General features: G+C 71.6%; 15 protein-coding genes. 4 read left to right on the top strand and 11 right to left on the bottom strand.

The features are described 5' to 3' along the window. Positions 1-6 precede the first annotated feature (6 nt). Both BJ958_RS24120 and BJ958_RS24115 read right to left on the bottom strand, forming a co-directional pair. Positions 7-1,503, bottom strand: coding sequence for a YHS domain-containing protein (locus BJ958_RS24120; protein ID WP_179729341.1), 1,497 nt, complete (start codon positions 1,501-1,503; stop codon positions 7-9). A 29-nt stretch (positions 1,504-1,532) separates the two neighbouring features. After that, the gene (locus BJ958_RS24115; RefSeq protein WP_179729340.1) at positions 1,533-2,243 is read right to left on the bottom strand and encodes a hypothetical protein; all 711 of its coding nucleotides are present in this window, start codon (positions 2,241-2,243) and stop codon (positions 1,533-1,535) included. A 240-nt stretch (positions 2,244-2,483) separates the two neighbouring features. On the opposite strand from BJ958_RS24115, the gene BJ958_RS24110 reads away from it, so the two are divergent. Further along, positions 2,484-2,765 (top strand): hypothetical protein, encoded by a 282-nt coding sequence (locus tag BJ958_RS24110; protein WP_179729339.1) that lies wholly within the window; start codon positions 2,484-2,486, stop codon positions 2,763-2,765. 135 nt (positions 2,766-2,900) lie between these two features. Here the strand turns inward: BJ958_RS24110 and BJ958_RS24105 are convergent, their stop codons facing one another. The 3 genes from BJ958_RS24105 to BJ958_RS24095 are packed head-to-tail and all read right to left on the bottom strand — an operon-like array spanning position 2,901 to position 7,056. Beyond that, on the bottom strand, positions 2,901-4,010 hold the full coding sequence (locus tag BJ958_RS24105; protein WP_218865954.1) for a serine hydrolase: 1,110 nt from the start codon (positions 4,008-4,010) through the stop codon (positions 2,901-2,903). Further along, positions 3,998-5,590 carry an amidohydrolase gene (locus BJ958_RS24100; protein WP_179729338.1) on the bottom strand — a complete coding sequence of 531 codons (1,593 nt, stop codon included), beginning with the start codon at positions 5,588-5,590 and terminating at the stop codon, positions 3,998-4,000. Before BJ958_RS24100 ends, BJ958_RS24105 begins: the two co-directional genes overlap by 13 nt. Beyond that, entirely contained in the window at positions 5,587-7,056 is a 1,470-nt protein-coding gene (locus BJ958_RS24095; protein WP_179729337.1) for an APC family permease, read from the bottom strand. Before BJ958_RS24095 ends, BJ958_RS24100 begins: the two co-directional genes overlap by 4 nt. 84 nt (positions 7,057-7,140) lie before the next feature. Here BJ958_RS24095 and BJ958_RS24090 point away from each other — a divergent pair, with 84 nt between their 5' ends. Next, positions 7,141-7,809 carry a TetR/AcrR family transcriptional regulator C-terminal domain-containing protein gene (locus tag BJ958_RS24090; protein WP_179729336.1) on the top strand — a complete coding sequence of 223 codons (669 nt, stop codon included), beginning with the start codon at positions 7,141-7,143 and terminating at the stop codon, positions 7,807-7,809. A gap of 9 nt (positions 7,810-7,818) precedes the next feature. Here the strand turns inward: BJ958_RS24090 and BJ958_RS24085 are convergent, their stop codons facing one another. Then, the gene (locus BJ958_RS24085) at positions 7,819-8,352 is read right to left on the bottom strand and encodes a hypothetical protein (RefSeq protein WP_179729335.1); all 534 of its coding nucleotides are present in this window, start codon (positions 8,350-8,352) and stop codon (positions 7,819-7,821) included. Positions 8,353-8,593: 241 nt separating this feature from the next. Here BJ958_RS24085 and BJ958_RS24080 point away from each other — a divergent pair, with 241 nt between their 5' ends. Beyond that, positions 8,594-11,704 (top strand): choice-of-anchor G family protein, encoded by a 3,111-nt coding sequence (locus tag BJ958_RS24080; protein WP_179729334.1) that lies wholly within the window; start codon positions 8,594-8,596, stop codon positions 11,702-11,704. Further along, entirely contained in the window at positions 11,698-13,194 is a 1,497-nt protein-coding gene (locus BJ958_RS24075; protein WP_218865953.1) for a copper amine oxidase, read from the top strand. The genes BJ958_RS24080 and BJ958_RS24075 overlap by 7 nt, the downstream gene beginning before the upstream one ends. A gap of 42 nt (positions 13,195-13,236) precedes the next feature. Here BJ958_RS24075 and BJ958_RS24070 read toward each other — a convergent pair whose 3' ends face one another. The 5 genes from BJ958_RS24070 to BJ958_RS24050 are packed head-to-tail and all read right to left on the bottom strand — an operon-like array spanning position 13,237 to position 19,142. Then, a complete protein-coding gene (locus tag BJ958_RS24070) occupies positions 13,237-14,865 on the bottom strand; it encodes a thiamine pyrophosphate-binding protein (RefSeq protein ID WP_343052780.1) in 1,629 nt (542 codons plus the stop codon). Then, a complete protein-coding gene (locus BJ958_RS24065) occupies positions 14,862-16,541 on the bottom strand; it encodes an amidohydrolase (protein ID WP_179729333.1) in 1,680 nt (559 codons plus the stop codon). The genes BJ958_RS24070 and BJ958_RS24065 overlap by 4 nt, the downstream gene beginning before the upstream one ends. Positions 16,542-16,546: 5 nt before the next feature. Further along, the gene (locus BJ958_RS24060; protein ID WP_179729332.1) at positions 16,547-17,308 is read right to left on the bottom strand and encodes an amino acid ABC transporter ATP-binding protein; all 762 of its coding nucleotides are present in this window, start codon (positions 17,306-17,308) and stop codon (positions 16,547-16,549) included. Beyond that, on the bottom strand, positions 17,308-18,207 hold the full coding sequence (locus BJ958_RS24055; protein WP_218865952.1) for an amino acid ABC transporter permease: 900 nt from the start codon (positions 18,205-18,207) through the stop codon (positions 17,308-17,310). Before BJ958_RS24055 ends, BJ958_RS24060 begins: the two co-directional genes overlap by 1 nt. After that, entirely contained in the window at positions 18,204-19,142 is a 939-nt protein-coding gene (locus tag BJ958_RS24050) for an ABC transporter substrate-binding protein (RefSeq protein ID WP_179729331.1), read from the bottom strand. Before BJ958_RS24050 ends, BJ958_RS24055 begins: the two co-directional genes overlap by 4 nt. Positions 19,143-19,232 lie beyond the last annotated feature (90 nt).

Genomic DNA, 19,232 nt, shown 5'->3' with positions numbered 1-19,232 from the left:
GTCCTCTCAGCCTGCCGGCGCCAGGGCCGTCTTGTACGCCTCGAGCCAGGCGTAGTCGTGTGCGTCGTCGCCGCCGGGGCTGACCACGCCGAGGCCCATGTACTCCAGGACGCCGTCGAGGTTGGCGGGCTGGATCTCGCCGCCCAGGAAGCGGTCGATGAGGTTCTTGTGGTGCTTGTAGCGCTCCGGGTCCTGCTCGAAGATCCACTTGTCCACCTCGGAGGCGAAGTGGTACTTGCGGCCCTCGAAGACGATGCTCGTGTCCTTCAGCGAGCGACCGGGGGTGCCGACGATCGGCAGCTGGGAGACGTTGCAGATCATCGGGAGCGTGCCCGGCACGGTCTTCTCTGGCCGGCCGCTGACGAAGTTGTCGATCATGACGTCCCAGACCTTGCCGAAGGTGTCGTTCCAGCCTGGGTACTTCTCCTCCAGCCAGTCGCGCTCCTCCGGGCTCACGCCGGCGGCGGGGTTCCACCACAGGGTGGGGCGCCACGAGTAGGTGCCGAGGTGCTGGCCGTGGTGGTGCTCGTCGAGGTCGCGCAGGAAGATGTCCCAGTACCAGGGCTTCGAGAGCCCGAGGTCCTCGATGGACTTCATGAACTGGGTGACGATCCACTCCTCCATGAACTCCTTGAAGGACGACTCGCGGACCTCGAGCGGGACGTAGTAGTCCATCGGGATGCCGGAGAGGATCGTGAACAAGCGGTAGGAGCGCCAGAACGCGATGTCGATGAGGTTCTGGGCCTTGGCCTTCTGCCCGTTCTCGATCATCATCTGCAGCAGCGGGGTGCCGAGCTGTGCGTGGCGGGCCTCGTCGGACTGGATGGACTGGATAAGCTTGGAGAAGGTGAAGTCGCCCGCGTTGGCGGCGTCTCCCGAGAGGCCGATGAACTGCAGGTTGGTGAAGCCCGTCTCGAAGGCGAAGTTCGCCGAGATGGAGGTCTCCGCCGCGCCACGGGTCATCAGCATGTCGTCGAAGAAGTGCCGGGCACCGAGCGCGACCCAGTTGTTGGACCACATCATCTGGTGCGACCAGTCGAACTGGCGGTCCTTGCTGACGTACTCGTGGGGGAAGTACAGCTGGATCTGCCCGTGCCGCATCTCGTCGAGCATCCCGAAGGTGGCCATGTTGCGCATGCCGGGGGCCTTGGACCAGCGAACGTAGCGGGCCTCCTGGAACGAGGCGCCGTACTCGACGAGCGCGACGGCGGCGTAGTGCTCCTTGAGGATGCTGACCCAGCCGGGATCGGCGTTGTTGTACAGGTCGGCGCGCTCGAGCGCGGCCTTGACCGAGTAGGCGCCCTCGTCCTTCTGTCGCTGGACGTCGACGTACTCGCGGTAGGTGACCTTGTACGGCTCGTCGTAGGTCGACCAGACCTCGGCCGGGATGCCTTCGCCGCCGGACATCTCGGGCGGGAACAGCTCGTCCTCGCTGATGTAGGAGGGAGTCCACTCGGTCGACCGCGCCAGGTCGTACCAGGCGCTCCGTTCCAGTAGTGCCATGTCAGTTGTCTCCTGTTGATTGGGCTGGATCAGCTGCCGTGGAAGCTGCCAAGGGGGCCTTCGCCGCCCGGGTAGCAGAAGGTGATGCTCGGGGAGTAGAAGCCGAAGGTGACCTGCAGCGGGTCGGCCGGCCGGAAGGCGTACAGCTCGTGCTCCGGGTCGAGGAACTCGAGGGACTCGACGACGAACCCGCTGGCGAGGTCGGCGACGAAGGGATAGCGGCCGCTGGTGAAGCCGTCGCCCTCGCCGCGGGTGATGTAGCGCAGCTGGCCGGTGGAGCGGACCGTCGGGCCGTCGTCGATGCTCGCGACGGTGCGGATGACCGGGCGCTCGTCGAGGTAGGTCGTCGCCTCCACGCGGCCGTCGCTCACCTCGAGGTTCGTGCGCCCGACGCCCGTCGGAACACCGCGTTCGGCCGCGTAGCGGTTCATCGCCTCGGAGCTGTTGTAGTAGTGCGTCCACCACCGCGCCGGCACACCCGCCTCGGTGTCGAGGCCGGCGAGGTCCACGCCCAGATAGGTGAGGGAGTAGGCGCCGAAGGCGTCCACCGGCTCCGCACCGTTGGAGGTCTGGGCGCCGTCCTGGACGACGTACTGGTTGAGGTAGACCGCACCGTCGGCCCGAGGCGTGAGGCCCTCGGGAACCAGCTTGGCGACGGTGTCGGGGTCCGCCGGGATCCAGACCAGGTACAGCATCTGGCTGTCGAAGATCAGCTGCGGAGCGTGAAGTGCGCTGGCCATGTCTCTCCCTGTCGTGTGCGATGGGCGCTGCGAGTGGCTTCACTCTCGTGGCGCGCGTCACACGGGAAGATGCGCGTTCTGTACAAGTTGGCGCAGTCGCTTGGACATTCGGGCAACCGGATCCGCGGGGTGCGCGGTCGGGCCAACATCTGCGATGAGGATGGCCAAGGTGAGCAGCGCGCAGGGTGGCATCGCGGGTCTCCACTGGAGCTCCACCGCACGACCACCGAGGTGATCTCGATGAGCAACCACTCCGATTCAGACCCCAACGGCTCGCGTCCGTTGCAGGAGGCCGGCTCCACGGCGCTTCAGCTGATTCGCGCCGAGCTGTTGCGGCTTGCGTCGCGCGAGGACCGGCTCGCCGCTGAGGAAGCAGTCCGGGCGGCGTATTGGGAGGCGACCCCGCCGTCCGTCATCAGCCGCCGACTCGCGGCCACGATCCTGCGCGAGGCGGCCGAGCAACTCTCGACCGCGCCCGCGCCGTCCTTGGCTCGAGCGCTCACCACCGGGTGGTCGCGATGACCTGGCAGACGGTCACGGTGCCGGTCAGCGCCCTGGTCGCAGAGCTGGCTCGGATCCGGCGCGCGGGCGGTACCGTCACGCATTGCTGCCGTGCCGGCAACTGTTGCCTGGTGACCTGGTTCTCCGTCGGTTGAGTCAGGCAGCGACCCGGGCGGCGATCGCCCGGAACGCCGCCAGGTCGGCACGGCCCCGCACCTCGTCGACCGGCAGCGGCCAGCTCGAGAGCTTCACGCCCACGACCTCCCTGGCGCGGTCGACGTAGACCATCTGGCCGTGAATGCCCAGACACAGGACGACGTCGCCACCGGCGGCCGGCGACCAGAACTGGCCGCGGTAGCTGCCACCGGACAGACCGTGATCGTGGTCGGCCGCGGCGAACGCAGATGCGGAGTCGGGCCCGCCGCGGAACAGGTCGTCGACCCAGGCAGCAGGGACGACCTGCTCACCCGTGAGCGAGCGGCCGCCGGCGGCGACGAGGGCACCGAGGCGGGCCAGGTCGCGCGGAGTGGCGCAGATGCCGCCGTCGTACATGCTGGTGCCGACCGGGTCGACGGTGACGTACGCATCGTGTGCGGCACCGATGCGCGACCAGAGCAGGTCGGAGGCCAGCCCGGGGAACGCCGCCCCGCCGGCGGCCTCGCAGACCAGCCCGAGTGCGTCGGTGATCGCGCTGCTGTAGGCGAACGGGCCACCGTGCGGGCGGTCGCCGCGCAGCTCGGCGAGGAACGCGCGGAGGTGGGCAGGAGACCGCGGCCCGCGCTCGGCCCAGCCGACCGACTCGTCGAGCCGGCGGACCTCGGAGGCGGGGTCGAGGTAGTCCTCCGAGAAGCGGATGCCGACGCGCATGTCGAGCAGGTCGCGGACGGTGGCCCCGTCCCATCCGGAGCCCGCCAGGTCGGGGAGGTACGACGTCACGAGGGCGCCCTCGTCGAGCCTGCCCTGCCCGCAGAGGATGCCCGCGACCAGACCCACGACCGACTTGCTGACCGACATCAGGAGGTGCCGGGTCGCCGGTGTCATGGTGCCGGCGTACTCCTCGGCCACGACGGCGCCGCGGTGCAGGACCAGCCAGGCATCGGTGTCCTCCATCGGCACCGACAGGCCCCCGGGGTCGGCCTCGGCCACGGGGAGCGGGATCTCCGCTCCCCGGGCGATGGTGGCGACGGGGAAGAGGTCCGCCATGTGCTGGAAGGACCAGCGCAGGTGGGCGGGCTCCTGCCAGTTGCCGGTGGTCACACCGGGCACGTGACCTCCCCGCGGTGGGTGACCCGTCCGCCCGAGACCGTCAGCCCGATCGGGGCCTCCGCGACCTCGTCGGCCGGCGCGTCGACCGGGTCGACGGTGAAGACGGTCAGGTCCGCGCGGCAGCCGACCGCGACCCGGCCCGCCTCCGCCGAGGCGCCGTCCGCGATCGCGGCGTGGCTGGTCATGCCCTCGAGCGCCATCGCGCCGGTGAGGGCCTGGGCCGGGAGGACCGGTGCATCGGTGCTGCCCGGGCGGCGGCGGAGCCGGGCGTAGCCGAGCACCTCGCGGGCGTCGTACCCGGCGATCGGCCAGTCGGAGCCGAGCACGAGGACTCCCCCGGCGTCGCGGACGTCGCGACACACCCAGGCGCGGGCGGCGCGGTCGGCGCCCAGCCGGGTGGCCCACTCGTCGGTGAGGTCGGCGCGGGTGTAGCCGGTGTGCGAGGGCTGCATCGAGGCCACCAGTCCGGTGTCCACGAGACGTCGTACGTCGTCGAGTGGCAGCGTCTCGAGGTGCTCGACCCGGTGCCGCACGCCGCCGGTCCCGACGCCGGCGAACGAGTCGACCACGTGGCGCACGCCCGCGTCGCCGATGGCGTGGGTCGCGGTCTGCACCCGGGCGGCGGCGAAGTGTCGGACCGCTCGCGTGTACGCCGCCGGGTCGCGCCAGAACGCCTCGACACCCTGCCCGTGGCAGTCGGCGTGCTCGAGCCAGGCGGTGCCGCCCTCGACCGTGCCGTCGATGAAGAACTTCACCCCGCCCACGGCCCAGCGACGGCCGCGGCGGCCCTGGAGCGCGTCGATGGCGGCGAGGTCGTCCTCGGGCATGCACCACGGCATCACCCGCAGCCGGACGGCGAGATCGCCGTGCTCCTCGGCTGAGGCGAGCGCCGCGAGGGCGTCGCCCTCGGCGTCCATCATGGTGGCGCCGGTCAGGCCGGTGGCAGCCATGCCGTCCAGCACGGCGTGCAGCCGCTCGCGCAGCTCCGCCACCGGCATCGGCGGCACCACGTCACGCACCACCCCCATGGCTGCGTGCTCGAGCAGCAGGCCGGTCGGACGGCCGGCGTCGTCGCAGACGATCTCCGCGCGCTGCTCGAAGCGGCGCGGGCCGCTGACCCCGGCCCGGCGCAGCGCCTCGCTGCTGGCGAGGGCCGAGTGGCCGTCGTACAGCACGACGAGGACGGGCAGCCTGGGGAGGACCTCGTCGAGCACGGCGTTCGTGATCGGGGCGCCGCCGAAGACGTTGTGGTCGAGGCCGAACCCGGTCACCCAGCCGTCCACCCCGGGCTCGGCACCGGCCAGCACCGCGCGCAGGTCGGTGAGGTCGCGGCACGAGGAGAGGTCGAGACCCACGAAGGACGTGGCGCCGAGCAGCGGGTGGGCGTGGCCGTCGACGAGTCCCGGCGTCGTCACCGCCCCGCCGAGGTCGATCACCTCGGTGCCGGTGCCCCGCAGGGCCAGCGCGTCGTCGTCGAGGCCGATGATCCGATCGTCACGGACGGCCACGGCGTGCGCGGTCGGCCGGGCGGGGTCGAGGGTGCGGACCGTCGTCCCGACGAGGAGCAGGTCGGCGCTCATGCGGGCACCTCCGCCGTCTCGCACGACGACGCGACGGCGTCGAAGACGTCGCGGCGGTTGCGGCGCAGCCAGGCCGCCCACCCGAGGCCCAGCAGGCAGGTCACCGGGATGGTCAGCAGCAGGACCTGGTTGACCAGACCGGTCGTGCCGGTCAGGAAGGAGATGTTCTTGGCCGAGAGCACGATCGCCAGCACCATCAGTCCCGCCGACAGGACCGGGGCGACGACGGTGCGCCAGGCACCCTCGCCGGTGGCGTGCCTGCGGAAGTACGCGACGACCGAGACCGCCGCGGCGACCTGCAGCAGCAGGATGCCGAAGATCCCCGGCGTGTTCACCCAGATCAGCAGCTGCGTGTACGGGTCGGCCTTCGCGATCGCGAACCCGCCCACGATGACGACCGACAGCGCGGTCTGGACCAGCCCGGCGACGTACGGCGCCCGGGTGCGCGGGTGCACCCTGCCCAGCACCGCGGGGAGCAGGCCCTCGTCGGCGATGGCGAGCGAGTAGCGGGTGACCGCGTTGTGGAAGGCGACCAGGCTCGCGACGACGCTCGTCGCGATGAGCAGGTGCATCGCGGTGGTGAACCAGCCGCCGAGGTAGGTCTCCCCGGCGACGAAGAACATGCCGACGCCGTTGGTCGTGGCGGCCTCGACGGCACCGCTCGCACCGAAGGCCTGGACGATGCTCCAGACGATGAAGGCATAGGTGCCGGCGAGCACGGCGACCGCGAGGTAGGTGGCGCGCGGGATCGTGCGGCGCGGGTCGCGGGTCTCGCGGCGGTAGATGACCGTGGCCTCGAAGCCCATGAAGGCGGCGAACGCGGTGGGCAGGATGACCGTCATCGGCTGCACGAACACGTGGTCCGGCGCGAACGAGTCGAGACCGAGGCCCTCGCTGGTGCCGCCCTGGACGACGATCGCGACGGCCAGGACGAGCAGCAGGCCGGTCTCGGCGGTCAGCAGCACGGCGAGGAACTTGGCGCCGAAGTCGACGCTGCGAAACCCGACGTACCAGACGATCGCGATGCAGGCGAGCGCGTAGAGCCACCACGGCTGGTCGATGCCGAACACCTCGACGAAGGTGCCCTGGATGGCGACGCCGGCGAGACCGTAGACGCCGATCTGGAGCGCGTTGTAGGACACCAGGGCGACCAGCGCGGAGATCACGCCGGCGGTGCGCCCGAGGCCGACGGCGATGTAGGAGTAGAAGGCGCCGGCGTTGTCGATGTGCCGCGACATCGTCGTGAAGCCGACCGCGAAGATCGCGAGCGAGATGCCCGCGAACACGTACGCCGAGGGCGCACCAATGCCGCCGATCATCAGCGCGAGCGGCGCCACGCCGACCATCACCATGAGCGGCGCGGCCGCCGACACGACGATGAAGACGAGGTCGCTCGTCCCGAGGGCGTTGGCCTTGAGGCCGGGCGCGGACCCGTGGTCCGTGCCCGCCGGCGAGGTGGTGGACATCTGGTGCTCCTTTTATTGAAACCGTTTCGATTTCGATTGCCGGGCTAGAGTAAGCCCGATCACACCCGGAGGGAAGAGGCAGTCGTGAGCGAGATCACCCACCGTCGCGCGGGGCGCCCCCGCAAGGCGGTCCTCGACCGCGCCAAGATCGGCCGCGCCGCCCTCGACCTCGTCGACGAGACCGGAGACGTCAACCTGCCCGAGCTGGCCCGCAGGCTCGGCGTGACGACGTCCTCGCTGTACCACCACGTCGACGGTCGTTCCGGCGTCATCGAGCTGCTGCGCGAGCAGGTGAGCGCCCACATGGACGTCGCGATCCTGGAGCAGCAGCCGTGGGACACCGCCATCCCGGCGTTCCTGCGCTCCTACCGGGCCGTCTTCGCCGCCCACCCACGCGTCGTGCCGCTGCTGACGATGACGACCGTCAGGTCGCCGCAGGCGATCGCGGCCTACGACCGGATCGTCGTGCTCCTCGAGGAGATCGGCATCCCCGTCGACCGCGCCATGGAGGTCCTGACGGCCATGGACAACTTCGTGATCGGCTCCGCCCTCGACCTCGCGGCTCCGGACGTGATGTGGGAGGTCCCCGACGGGGTCGAGGCTCCGAGCCTCACCGCCGCCCTGGCGAAGCAGCGCGACGCAGCGCACCGGGCCGAGGCGGCCTTCGAGTGCGGCCTGCGGATGATGCTGGCCGGGGTGGCCGCCGAGCTCGGTCAGGTGGTCGGGACGCCGGCGGCGCCACCGCCTCGCTGACGCCTCGGGTCACGCGCGGCGGCGGCCCCGCTCGACGAGTCCACCACCGGTCGCCACGAGCCCGACCCCGGCGAGGAGGAACCCCAGGTGCGGCCCACCGGTGTTGGGCAGTCCACCGGTGCCGCCCCCACCGGCCTGCTCGGCACCCACGGAGAACGTCACGGCGTCGCGACACCCGGAGAACTTCTTCACATCGTCGGGGACGAAGGTGGCACTCGCCTTGTGCTCGCCCCGGCTCAGCCGCGGACCGAGGACCTCGACGGCCACCCCGTCGTAGCGCACCTTCTTCGAGAAGCTCTTGTCGACCTCGACCGTCACGTTCCCGGTCGGCTGCACGTGGCCGGCCACGCTCCCCCGCACCCGTACGACGACGCGGTCGCCCACGACGGTGGCGGGCACGCTGACCCGGCACGACGTCGGCAGCGCCGGCGTGTAGTCGTCCGCGGACGCGGGACTCCCCCACCCGACCAGGGCGAGCAGGAACGCGAGGGGTGCCACGACGGCACTGCCCAGGACCAGGTGACGACGCATCGAGATCCCCATCTCCCGAAAGATGAAATTGGACGCTTCACGGCTCACCCTAGCGACGAACGGCACCTTCGGGACAGAGCCGATTCCGCGCGCAGCACCACGAACGGCGAGCGAAGTCCATAGTCATTTCGAGTCTTGTGCCTCTCTCCCCGCGAGGACTTCGCTGTGTGCCACGTCACGCTCGGGTGTGGCCCGGGAGTGACCCATCGCAGTTGGTTTGTCCTGCTCTCTCAAACCATTTCGGGTACGGCGCATGGGGGTCGTAATGCTGTTTTCATGGGGACACTGCCCGCGAGGGCGTCACACGCTTCGTCGCCACCGCGGCGGCGTACGTCGATCGACCGCGGTCCTCGCGGTCACTGCTCTGGCCGTCACCGGCCTCTCCGCGCCGGCCGGCTCCGCGCCGGCGAACCCGTCGAGCCCGAGCGATCCGGCCGGTGCGTCGGCGAGCTGGATCGAGCTGACGTCGGGCGCGGTGCGCCTGGCCGGCGCGGGGTGGTCGAGCGCGTCGTCCGAGGCGAATCCAGGGCCCAACCGGTCCCACCTCGACGCTGATGCCGCCGGTCGCAACCTGGTGCTGCTCGACGGGGTGAAGGTTCCCCTGGCGGACTTCATCGACTTCGGCCAGGCCGGCGCCCTGTACTCCGAGTCGGAGGCGACGAGCCCGACCGCGGCCCGCGGCATCAGTGGTGCGCTCAGCGCAGACGGCGCGCTCACCCTGGACCGCGCGAACGGTGGTTTCACCCCCGTCGACATCGACCTGCTCGCACTGTTCCGCAAGGCCGGCGTCTCCGGTCTCACCAACCTGCTCGTCGACCAGGCGAGGCTCCGCCTCGGCATCGGCGGTGCCGAGGTGAGGGCCGAGAACGGCGTGTTCGTCGACCTCGACGGCGTGGGTGGACCGGGTCGCTACCGCGTCGCCCAGGCGGACCTCGACCTCGGCTCACCCGTGGTCAAGGCAGCCGCTGGCGCGCTCTACGACGCCGCCGGCCGGATGGACCGGGCCGCCGAGGACCGGCTCAACCAACTGCTCGACACCTCGACGCTGGGCGGCTCGCTGCCCGACGGGACGACGCTCTCGGCGCACGTGTCCTCGGCCCTGCAGGAGAAGGTCGTCGCGGCGATCCTGGCCCGGCCGGTCACCACGAAGAACCACGTCCTCACCGTGGACTTCTCCACCGGCACCGCCACCATCCACCTCGACCAGGCCCTCCACGGCCAGGAGACCGAGGACGGCCCGCTCCTCCCACCCCAGGACGTCCGCCCCGGCGACCCCACCGGCCTCAACAGCCAGGACCCCGACACCGAGCTCATCAACGACGAGCTCTACCCGATGGTCGCCGAGTCCGTCCACGACCTCATGAACGAGGTCACCGCCATCGCCCTCGGCGCCGTCGAGAACGCCCTCGACAGCATCACCGTCGACTTCACCGCGACGCGAGCAGGTGCGACCGCGACCTGGACGGCGAACCTCGGTTCGAACCAGCTCGCGCCGGTGCAGTGCATGCCCGCCGGCGGTGCCTGCGACCAGCTGGCCGCCGCGGTCGAGGCCACCCGGCCGGCGTACGACGAGGTGTTCGCCCCACTCCGCGATCTCCTCGTCGGCGACCAGGGTGACCAGCTGTTCCGGCTCGCCGTCGACGACGTCAAGACCGGCCTGATCACCATCCCGGTCCGCAACGCGCTCAAGCCGGTCATCGACCTGGCCGCGAAGGTGCTGTCGGTCCAGGTCAACCACCAGACCTCGCGCTCGTGCACCACCCCCGACGGTGGCAGCGGGGTCGACCGGCTGTCGGTCTCGGCCTTCAGCATCGCCCTCGTGCCGGCCCTGAACCTGGGTCGTCTCAGCCTCGGCAACGCCTCCGCACGGGTCGAGGCGTGCGCGCCCGCGGCCCGAGCGAGCGTCCTCGACGCGAACTCCGGGACCGTGCCGGTCGCGGGCCTCGGCTACTCCGAGGCGTGGCCCGGCACCAGCCCGGGCCCGAACCGGGCGGGCCCCAACCCGTCGGTGCTCGGCCAGCAGTACGTGCTGCTCGGCGGGGTGGAGGTCCCGGTCGAGGACTTCGTCGAGTACGGCGACCTGGCGGGCATCCAGTCCGAGTCGACCGCGACGTCACCGACCGACGCCCGGGCGGTCACCGGGGCGGTCGGTCCGGACGGCTCGATCAGCCTCGACAACACACCCGCGTCCGGCACCGGGCCGGCCAGGATCGACCTGCTCGCCCTGCTCCGGCGCGGCGGCATCGACGGTCTCACCGACCTCGCGATCGACCGGGCCACGCTCGACCTCGGCGCACTGGGTGCCGAGGTGCAGGCCGAGGCCGGGAGGATCCTCGACCCCGACGGCGTCGGCGGACCGGGCCGGTACCGCGTCGGGCAGGCCGACCTCGAACTGCACTCACCCGCGGTGGAGCAGGCATCGGCGATGATCTACGACGCGATCGGGTTGATGGACCAGGCGGCGGAGAACACCCTCAACAAGGTGCTCGACCTGACCGCGCTCACCAAGGCACTGCCCTACGGGACCTCGCTCACCGCGCACATCACCTCGCGGATGCAGGAGGACGTGTTCGCGGCGATCCTGGCCCGGCCGGTCACCACGAAGAACCACGTCCTCACCGTGGACTTCTCCACCGGCACCGCCACCATCCACCTCGACCAGGCCCTCCACGGCCAGGAGACCGAGGACGGCCCGCTCCTCCCACCCCAGGACGTCCGCTCCGGCGACCCCACCGGCCTCAACAGCCAGGACCCCGACACCGAGCTCATCAACGACGAGCTCTACCCGATGGTCGCCGAGTCCGTCCACGACCTCATGAACGAGGTCACCGCCATCGCCCTCGGCGCCGTCGAGAACGCCCTCGGCGCGATCACCATCGACCTGGGCGCGAAGCTCGCCGTCTCACCGACGGACAGCGCCACCGCCGCCTGGAGCCTGAACCTGATGGGCGACCAGCTCAACCCGGCGACGTGCACCCCGACCGGCCTGACCGGCCGCGTGCTCTGCGGCACCCTGATGCTGGCGGTCAACCTCCTCAGGCCGGTCGTCAACAAGCTGGTGGTCCCCGCCCGCAACCTGCTGCTCGGGGACGCGGGCGACCAGCTGTTCCGGCTCGCCGTCGACGACGTCAAGACCGGCCTGATCACCATCCCGCTGCGCAAGGCGGTCAAGCCGTTCCTCGACCTCGCCGCGATGGGAGTGTCCGTCCAGGTCAACCACCAGGAGACGGGGACCTGCCGCAACCCGGACGGTTCGACCCGCCTGGGCGCACTGCAGGTGTCGGCGGTGAGCATCGCGGTCCTGCGCCGGGCGAACGGCGCCCAGCTGAACCTGGGCAACGCGGGGGTGCGCACCCCTTGCTGAGCGGCACGACCCGGCTGACGGGCGCATCCCCCCAGCGCCCGTCGGCCGGCCGCCACCTGCTCCGCTCGTTCGCCGTCGCCCTCCTCGCCCTGGCCGCGGCGGGCTGCGGGGGCACGGACCGGCCCACCGACCGGGCAGCGGGGCCGACCGGCACCGGAGGGGTCAGTGCCACGACGGTGGCCGTGTCGTGCCCGGACGGCGACACCGGGCTCGGGCAGAGGCTGCCTGCCTCCTCGGCGAAGGACGCCCCCTCGACGGCATGGACCCTGTGCTTCCACCTCGACCCCCAGCGCGGGATGGTGCTGCGCGACGTACGCCTGAGCTCGCCGGGGACCTCGGTCCTGGTCGCGCACGAGATCGGTCTCGCACAGCTCGAGGTGCCCTACGACACCGGCGAGCGGCTCACCTCGGACATCACCAGCGCGGGCTTCGGCGGGCTCAAGATGCAGACGCTCGGCGCCACCGAGTGCCCCGGCGAGCTGGTCGCACTGCCCGTCCCCGACATCGGCGACGGCACGAGGTTCGGCGACACCCCCGAGCGCACCGTGCTGTGCAGCGAGGTCGCCGACGCGGGACTGGCCTACCACGCCGAGGAGAACGGCCACGTCGACGTGGCCCGCCACACCGCCTGGAGCCTGTCGACGCTGTCGAAGGTCGGCTGGTACGAGTACGTCACCCGTTACACCTTCGCCTCCGACGGGACCATCGAGGTCTCCCTCGGCGCCACCGGCGACCTCTCCCCCACCGACTACACCGACGACGAGGCCCACGGCCACGCCGTGGCGCCCGACGGAGACGACCGGCCGCCGTACGCCGCCAGCCACGCCCACAACGCGGTGTGGCGCATCCACTGGGCCCTCCGGTCGGACGGGGCCGATGCGGACGCCGGCCTCGCCGTCGAGCAGTACGACGCCCGCGACACCGGACGCCTCGGACCCCAGTCACCCGTGGTGGACGGCGGACTGACCCGGGTCACGCACCCGACCCTGGCCCACCGCGCCGACCGACGCTGGTGGCGGGTGCTGGCACCGGCGACCCGCAACGCGGACGGGCACCCGATCTCCTACGAGATCGACCTCGGCCGCTCCGACAGCTTCACCTTCACCCGCGACCAGCGTGACCACGGACCGGCCGCACCCGGCAGCGGGTACGACGTGGCCTTCACCAACGCCGACGACTGCCAGGTGTTCGCCACCGCGAACCGCGGAGCGTGCGGCAACGGCGTCCTCGACTACGTCGCCGCCGGCGGGCAGCACCAGCTGTCCGACGTCGTCTCCTGGGTGGCCGTCGGCTACCACCACGTCCCCCGTGACGAGGACCAGTCACCCATGCAGCTGCACTGGCAGGGCTTCACCCTGCAGCCTCGCGACCTCACCGCGCAGCGCCTCGACGTGCCCACCGAGCGGACCGACCTCAACGGTCAGCCCGACGAGTGGAACGGCGAGCCGATCGACGAGCTGACCGAGGACGGCGCGGGCCTGGGGCAGTGAGCGCCGCGCCCGCACGCCTCGGTCGGCGCCGGGCGGCGCCGGTCAGCGCCGGTCGGCGAAGATCGCCAGCGGGACGTGCACGACGTGCACTCCTCCCCCGGTGATCGCCTCCCGCACCGCGGCCGCCAGCTCCGTCGCCGCCTCCACGCGCGTGCCGTGGCCGCCGAAGGCGCGGCCCAGCGCTGCCCAGTCGGGCTGGTGGAGGTCCACACCGATCGGCGCGATGCCCCGATCGGCCTCGTTCTGCTTGATCTCGGCGTAGCCGCCGTTGTCGACGCAGACGACGACGAGGTCGAGACCCTGCTCCACAGCGGTGGCGAGCTCCTGGATCGCGAACATCAGCGCACCGTCGCCGGCCACGCAGACGACGGCGCGCTCGGGGGCGGCGACCTTCGCGCCGATCGCGGCGGGCAGGCCGTAGCCCAGGGTCGCGTACGCCGGCATGTAGAGGAACGAGTGCGGCCGGTCCTGGGCGATCGAGGACGTGCCGAAGTAGGTGACCTGCGAGGAGTCGCCGGCGACGATCGTGCCGTCGGGCATGCCGGCGACCAGTTCGCGGGTCAGCGCGACGAGGTCGGGGGCGGTCCCGGCGGCCTGGGCACGGACCTCGTCGCGCAGCATGGCGGCGCCGGCGGCGCCGCGGCCGCGGGCGCCCACGCCGGCACGCTCGAGCGCCTCGACGAGCTGCGGTACGACGGCCGCGCTGTCCCCGACGAGACGCACGCCGGCCGTGAGGTTGACGTCCATCTGGCTCTCGAGGACGTCGACCCGGACCACGGTGCCGGTGGGTTCGACCAAGCCCCCCCAGAGCTCGGCCTCGCCCACCTTCGACCCGAGCACGAGCAGGACGTCGGCCCCGCTGCACGCCTTCTGCGCGGCCGGGGTGCGGATGTCGGCGCCCAGCGACAGCGGGTGCGACTCGGGCACCGACGCCTTGCCGTTGAGCGTGGTCACGACGGGGGCGTCGAGGAGCTCGACCAGGCGCCGTACGTCGTCGCCGGCGGGCAGCGAGCCGCCACCCGCCAGGACCACGACGTCGGAGGCGCCGGCCAGCGCCGTCACGGCGGCGGCGATCGCCGCCTCGTCCGCCCGCACCGCGACCGGGGCGGGACGGGCGACGAGCCGGTCGGCCGCGACCTCCGCCTCCGCCTCGAGGACGTCGAGCGGGATCTCGATGTGCACCGGACGCGGCCGTGAGGTCCAGAACAGCGCGAAGGCGTCGTGCACCGCCTCGACCGCCTCCTCGGCGCAGGAGACCCGGCGGCTCCACTGCATGACCGCGGCCGCGGCCCCGCTGGTGTCCTTGGTCTCGTGGAGCGTGCCGCGGTCCGCGCCCTCCTGGCCGCGGGCCGGGCCGGGCGAGAGGACGATCATCGGCCGGGACTCGCAGTACGACGTCGCCGCCGCGGAGAGCGCGTTGAGCAGGCCGGGACCGGAGGTCGTGATGACGACCCCGGGCAGCCCGGTCTGCTGCGCCCAGCCGTCGGCGGCGTACCCGGCGCCCTGCTCGTGACGGGTGGTCACCGGGTGGATGCCCAACCCGGGCAGGTGCCGGTAGAGCTCGAGGTTGTGCGTGCCCGGGATGCCGAAGATCGTGTCGATGCCGTAGCTGCGCAGCACGGTCATGACGGCGAGGCCGGTGTTGTGGACGGCGCTGCTCGCGGTGGTCACTGCGGGGACTCCTTGGTGTGTCGGACGACGCCGCCGACCCAGGTCTGCAGGACCTCGATCGCAGCGATCTCACGGGGGTGGGTGGCGAGCGGGTCGGACGAGAGCACCGCGAAGTCGGCCCGCTTCCCGGGCGCGATCGAGCCGAGGTCGTCCTCGCGACCGATCGCGTGGGCCGCGTTGATCGTGTGGGCGCGCAGCGCCTCGAGCGGGGCGAGGGCCAGGGAGTCCGGGCCGAGCTGGACACCGCGCCGGGTCACCCGGGTCGCGGCGGCCTGGATCGCCTCCATCGGCAGCGGGTCCGCGACCGGCGCGTCCGAGCTGATCGTGACCGGCACCCCGGCCGCCGCGAGCTCACCCAGCGGGTTGAACCGCTCGCCGGGCGTGCCGACCGCGGCGGTGACGCCCTCTCCCCAGTTGTAGTGGTGCTGGGGCTGGTTGACCGGCCAGATCCCGGCGGCGGCCATCCGGTCGATCTGCTCGGGGGTCGGCAGGCCGCAGTGCTCGATCCGGTGCCGCGCGTCGCTGTCGGGCCGCTCGCCCTGGGCGTCCTCGATCGCGCCGACGACCATCTCGATCGCGGTGGGCGACTGGGCGTGGGTCGCGGTCTGCAGGCCGGCCAGGTGCGCTCGCCGGACCAGGGCCCGGTACTCCTCGGGCTGGTGGTAGAGCTGCCCGGTGCGGCACGGGTCGCCGACGTACCCGTCGGGGAAGTACGCCGTCCAGCCGCCGAGCGTGCCGTCGGCGTACAGCTTGATGCCCGCGAAGCTCAGCACGTCGTTGCCGAACGCGGCGTGCAGGCCCATCTCGAGGGCGTCGTCGAGCAGGTGCGAGAGCAGGTACATGCTGACCCGCGTGTGCAGGCCGCCGTCGGCCGCGAGGCGCAGGTACATGTCCAGCTCGCGCCGGGACACCTGGGCGTCACCGATCGTGGTGACACCGCCGGCGAGGAAGCGCTCCTGGGCTGCAGCCAGCTGGCGCAGGTGCTCCTCGGGCTCGTCGGCGAGGTGGAAGTTCGGGCCGTGGTGACCGATCTTCACCCCGTGCAGGCCGGTGAGGACGTTGCAGGCCGCGTCGGACAGCTCGCCGGTCAGCTCGCCGTCGGCGTCGCGGAAGAAGACACCACCCTGCGGGTCGGGTGTGTCGCGGTCCACGCCGTGCAGCGCGAGGGTGAAGGAGTTGACGACCCCGCCGTGGCCCGACGCGTTCATCAGGTAGACCTCGCGGTCGGTCGCGACCTCGTCGAGCTCGTGGCGGGTGGGGTGGCGGCCCTCGGCGAGGTTGCGGTGCTCGTAGCCGAACCCGCGGACCGGGCGGCCTTGCGGCGTACCGGCCGCGGCCTCGCTCAACAGGGCGACGATCTCGGGGATCGACCCGGCCCGCGCGGGACCGCAGTCGACCCAGGTCATCATCTGGCCGAGCATCAGCGGGTGCGCGTGGGCGTCGATGAAGCCGGGCACGAGCGTCGCGCCGGCGAGGTCGACGACCTCGGGCTCGGCGCCGAGGGCGGCCGCGGCGGCACGGCACTCGTCGAGCGCGCCGACGGCGACGACGTCGGCCCCGAAGGCCAGCACCGCCTGCGGCGCGGGACCGGGCTCGAGGGTGTGGATCGTGCCGCCGGTGAACAGGACCGCGCTCGCGGACGCGGCCGGGCGGTGGAAGGTCGAGAGCTTGCGCATCAGGGTCAGATCACCTTGGACAGGAAGGACTGGGTGCGGGCGTGCTGCGGGCGGAGCAGGACGTCGTCGGGGGCGCCCTGCTCGACGATCACGCCGCCGTCCATGAACACCACGACGTCGGCGACCTCGCGGGCGAAGCCCATCTCGTGGGTCACCACGATCATGGTCATGCCGTCGGCGGCGAGCTGCTTCATCACGTCGAGCACCTCGCCGACCAGCTCGGGGTCGAGCGCCGAGGTGGGCTCGTCGAAGAGCATCAGGTCGGGCTTCATCGACAGCGCCCGCGCGATCGCGACGCGCTGCTGCTGGCCGCCGGACAGCTGCGAGGGATAGTTGCCGGCGCGGTCGGCCAGGCCGACGCGCTCGAGCAGCGCGCGTGCCTGCTGCTCGGCCTGCGCCCTCGGCGTCCGCAGCAGTCGGACGGGACCGAACATGACGTTCTCGAGCGCGGTCATGTGACCGAACAGGTTGAACCCCTGGAAGACCATGCCGATCCTCGCGCGGCGCCGGTCGATCTCGGCCTCGGGCGCCTCGACGAGCCGGTCGCCGCGGACGTCGTACCCGACCATCGACCCGTCGACCAGGATCGCGCCCGAGGTGGTGACCTCGAGGTGGTTGACGCAGCGCAGGAGGGTCGACTTGCCCGAGCCCGAGGGCCCGATCACGCAGACGACCTGCGACGGCTCGACGACGAGGTCGACGCCCTTGAGGACCTCGACGTGGCCGAAGCTCTTGTGGACGTTCAGGAACTCGACGGTGGCGGCCATCAGCGGGCCTCCCTCAGGGTCAGGGGTACGGCGTCGCGCGAGAAGCGTCGCTCGAGGCGGCTCTGGCCGAGCCCGACGAGCGTGGTCAGCACGAGGTACCAGATGCTGGCGACGATGAGCAGCGGGATCTGCTCGAGGTTCTTGGCGTAGATCTGCTGGGCGTTGTAGAGGATGTCGCCCACGCCGATCACGACGACCAGCGAGGTCGTCTTGAGCATGGCGTTCACGTTGTTGCCGATCGGCGGGATGATCACCTTCATCGCCTGGGGCACGACGACGTGCCGCAGCGTCTGCAGGCTGCTGAAGCCCATCGCCCGGCTCGCCTCGGTCTGGCCCTTCGGCACGCTGAGCAGGCCGGCACGCACGACCTCGGCGGTGTAGGCCGCCTCGTTGAGGCCGAGGCCGAGGATGGCGGCGGTCATCAGCGAGATCACCTGGTTGGTGTCCCAGGAGACGAACATCGGGCCGCCGAACGGGACGCCGATGCCGACCTCGGGGAAGATCGCTGCGGCGAACCCCCAGAAGAGCAGCTGGACCAGCAGCGGGGTGCCGCGGAAGAACCAGATGTAGGCGCCCGCCACCCCGGCGATCACCCGGCTGTCGCTCATCCGCATCACGGCGAGCACGAGACCGCCGACGATGCCGATCACCTCGGCGATCACGGTCAGCTGGATGGTGACGAGCAGACCCGCCAGGATCCGGGTGTCGAGCAGGTAGCGCCCGACCACCGGCCAGTCGAAGCCGTCGTTGGTGACCAGGGTGCCCGCCGCCCAGAGGACCACGAGGACCAGGAGGACGACGACCGCCAGCTGTCCCGGACGCCGACGCCGGAGCACCGGCTTGCCGGACATCGCGACGAGGTCGATCCGGTCGTGCTCCGTGGAGGAGACGGCGCTCATCCCTGGTTCACCCCCGAGGCGTCGATCTCGGCGGCCGAGAGGCCCCACGCCTCGAGGAGGTCGGCGTACGTGCCGTCCTCGATGAGGGAGTTGACCGCCGCCTCGATGGCTGCCGCCAGGCCGGTGTCCTTCTTGGTGATCGCGCCGAGCAGCGCGGGCTCGACGAAGATGTCGTCGACCTGGCTGAACGCGTCCGGCTGGAGCTGCGCGTAGTAGGCGGTGAGGGCGCCGTCGGCGAGCAGGGCGTCGGCGCGACCGGTCGAGACGGCCTGGTTGACGTTGTCCTGCTGCGGGAGGACGAGCTCGGTGATCTTCGCCAGGCCGGCGTCGGCGCAGTCCTTCTGGAAGGCCGGCAGCGTGGTCAGGACCTGGGTGTTGCCGGTCTGGGCAGCGACCGTCTTGCCGCACAGGTCGGTGATCGCCGCGATCTCGTCGGGGTTGCCGTGGGGGACGAGGACCGAGGTGCCGCTGTTGACGTAGCTGACCATGTCGACCTTCTGCTGCCGCTCGGGGGTCACCGAGAACGAGGCCCAGGAGGCGTCGTACCGGCCGGCCTCGATGCCGGCGATGATGCCGTTGAAGTCGCCCTTCTCGAACTTCGCCTCCACGCCCATCTTGTGGGCGACGGCCACGGCGATGTCGGGGTCCAGACCGATGATGTCGCCCTTGTCGTCGGTGAACTCCATCGGCGCGTAGGTGGGGTCGGTGACGACGGTGAGCACCCCGGCGTCGACGATGCTCGCGGGCACCAGCGCCTGGACGTCGGGATCGGTCTCCACCGCCTCCGCCTTCTCCCGGCCGCCCGTGCCGATGCCGGCCTTCTCGGCCGCCTTGGCGGTGGACTCGGTGGTCTCGGTGTTGCTGCACCCGGCGCCCGTCGCGGCCAGGGCGGCGAGCGTCAGGGCGGCGAGCGTCGTACGAATGCGAGGCGACATGGTGGGCCTTCCGGGGTCTTGCGCAACGGGTTGCAACTTCAATATGTTCAACTTATTGTTTGTGTGACCGGTGACACTGTCAAGGGGCAG

This window comes from Nocardioides kongjuensis, from assembly GCF_013409625.1.
GTDB lineage: Bacteria > Actinomycetota > Actinomycetes > Propionibacteriales > Nocardioidaceae > Nocardioides > Nocardioides kongjuensis.
Note: the sequence above shows the minus strand (reverse complement) of the source record. Positions and strands in the feature narration are given on the sequence as shown.

What these genes read in the sequence shown, in the direction of transcription:
- BJ958_RS24055 (WP_218865952.1), bottom strand. Translation starts at nt 18,207, where the DNA reads ATGAGCGCCGTCTCCTCCACGGAGCACGACCGGATCGACCTCGTCGCG.
- BJ958_RS24115 (WP_179729340.1), bottom strand. Translation starts at nt 2,243, where the DNA reads ATGGCCAGCGCACTTCACGCTCCGCAGCTGATCTTCGACAGCCAGATG.
- BJ958_RS24095 (WP_179729337.1), bottom strand. Translation starts at nt 7,056, where the DNA reads ATGTCCACCACCTCGCCGGCGGGCACGGACCACGGGTCCGCGCCCGGC.
- BJ958_RS24120 (WP_179729341.1), bottom strand. Translation starts at nt 1,503, where the DNA reads ATGGCACTACTGGAACGGAGCGCCTGGTACGACCTGGCGCGGTCGACC.
- BJ958_RS24100 (WP_179729338.1), bottom strand. Translation starts at nt 5,590, where the DNA reads ATGAGCGCCGACCTGCTCCTCGTCGGGACGACGGTCCGCACCCTCGAC.
- BJ958_RS24060 (WP_179729332.1), bottom strand. Translation starts at nt 17,308, where the DNA reads ATGGCCGCCACCGTCGAGTTCCTGAACGTCCACAAGAGCTTCGGCCAC.
- BJ958_RS24050 (WP_179729331.1), bottom strand. Translation starts at nt 19,142, where the DNA reads ATGTCGCCTCGCATTCGTACGACGCTCGCCGCCCTGACGCTCGCCGCC.
- BJ958_RS24080 (WP_179729334.1), top strand. Translation starts at nt 8,594, where the DNA reads ATGGGGGTCGTAATGCTGTTTTCATGGGGACACTGCCCGCGAGGGCGT.
- BJ958_RS24110 (WP_179729339.1), top strand. Translation starts at nt 2,484, where the DNA reads ATGAGCAACCACTCCGATTCAGACCCCAACGGCTCGCGTCCGTTGCAG.
- BJ958_RS24065 (WP_179729333.1), bottom strand. Translation starts at nt 16,541, where the DNA reads ATGCGCAAGCTCTCGACCTTCCACCGCCCGGCCGCGTCCGCGAGCGCG.
- BJ958_RS24085 (WP_179729335.1), bottom strand. Translation starts at nt 8,352, where the DNA reads ATGGGGATCTCGATGCGTCGTCACCTGGTCCTGGGCAGTGCCGTCGTG.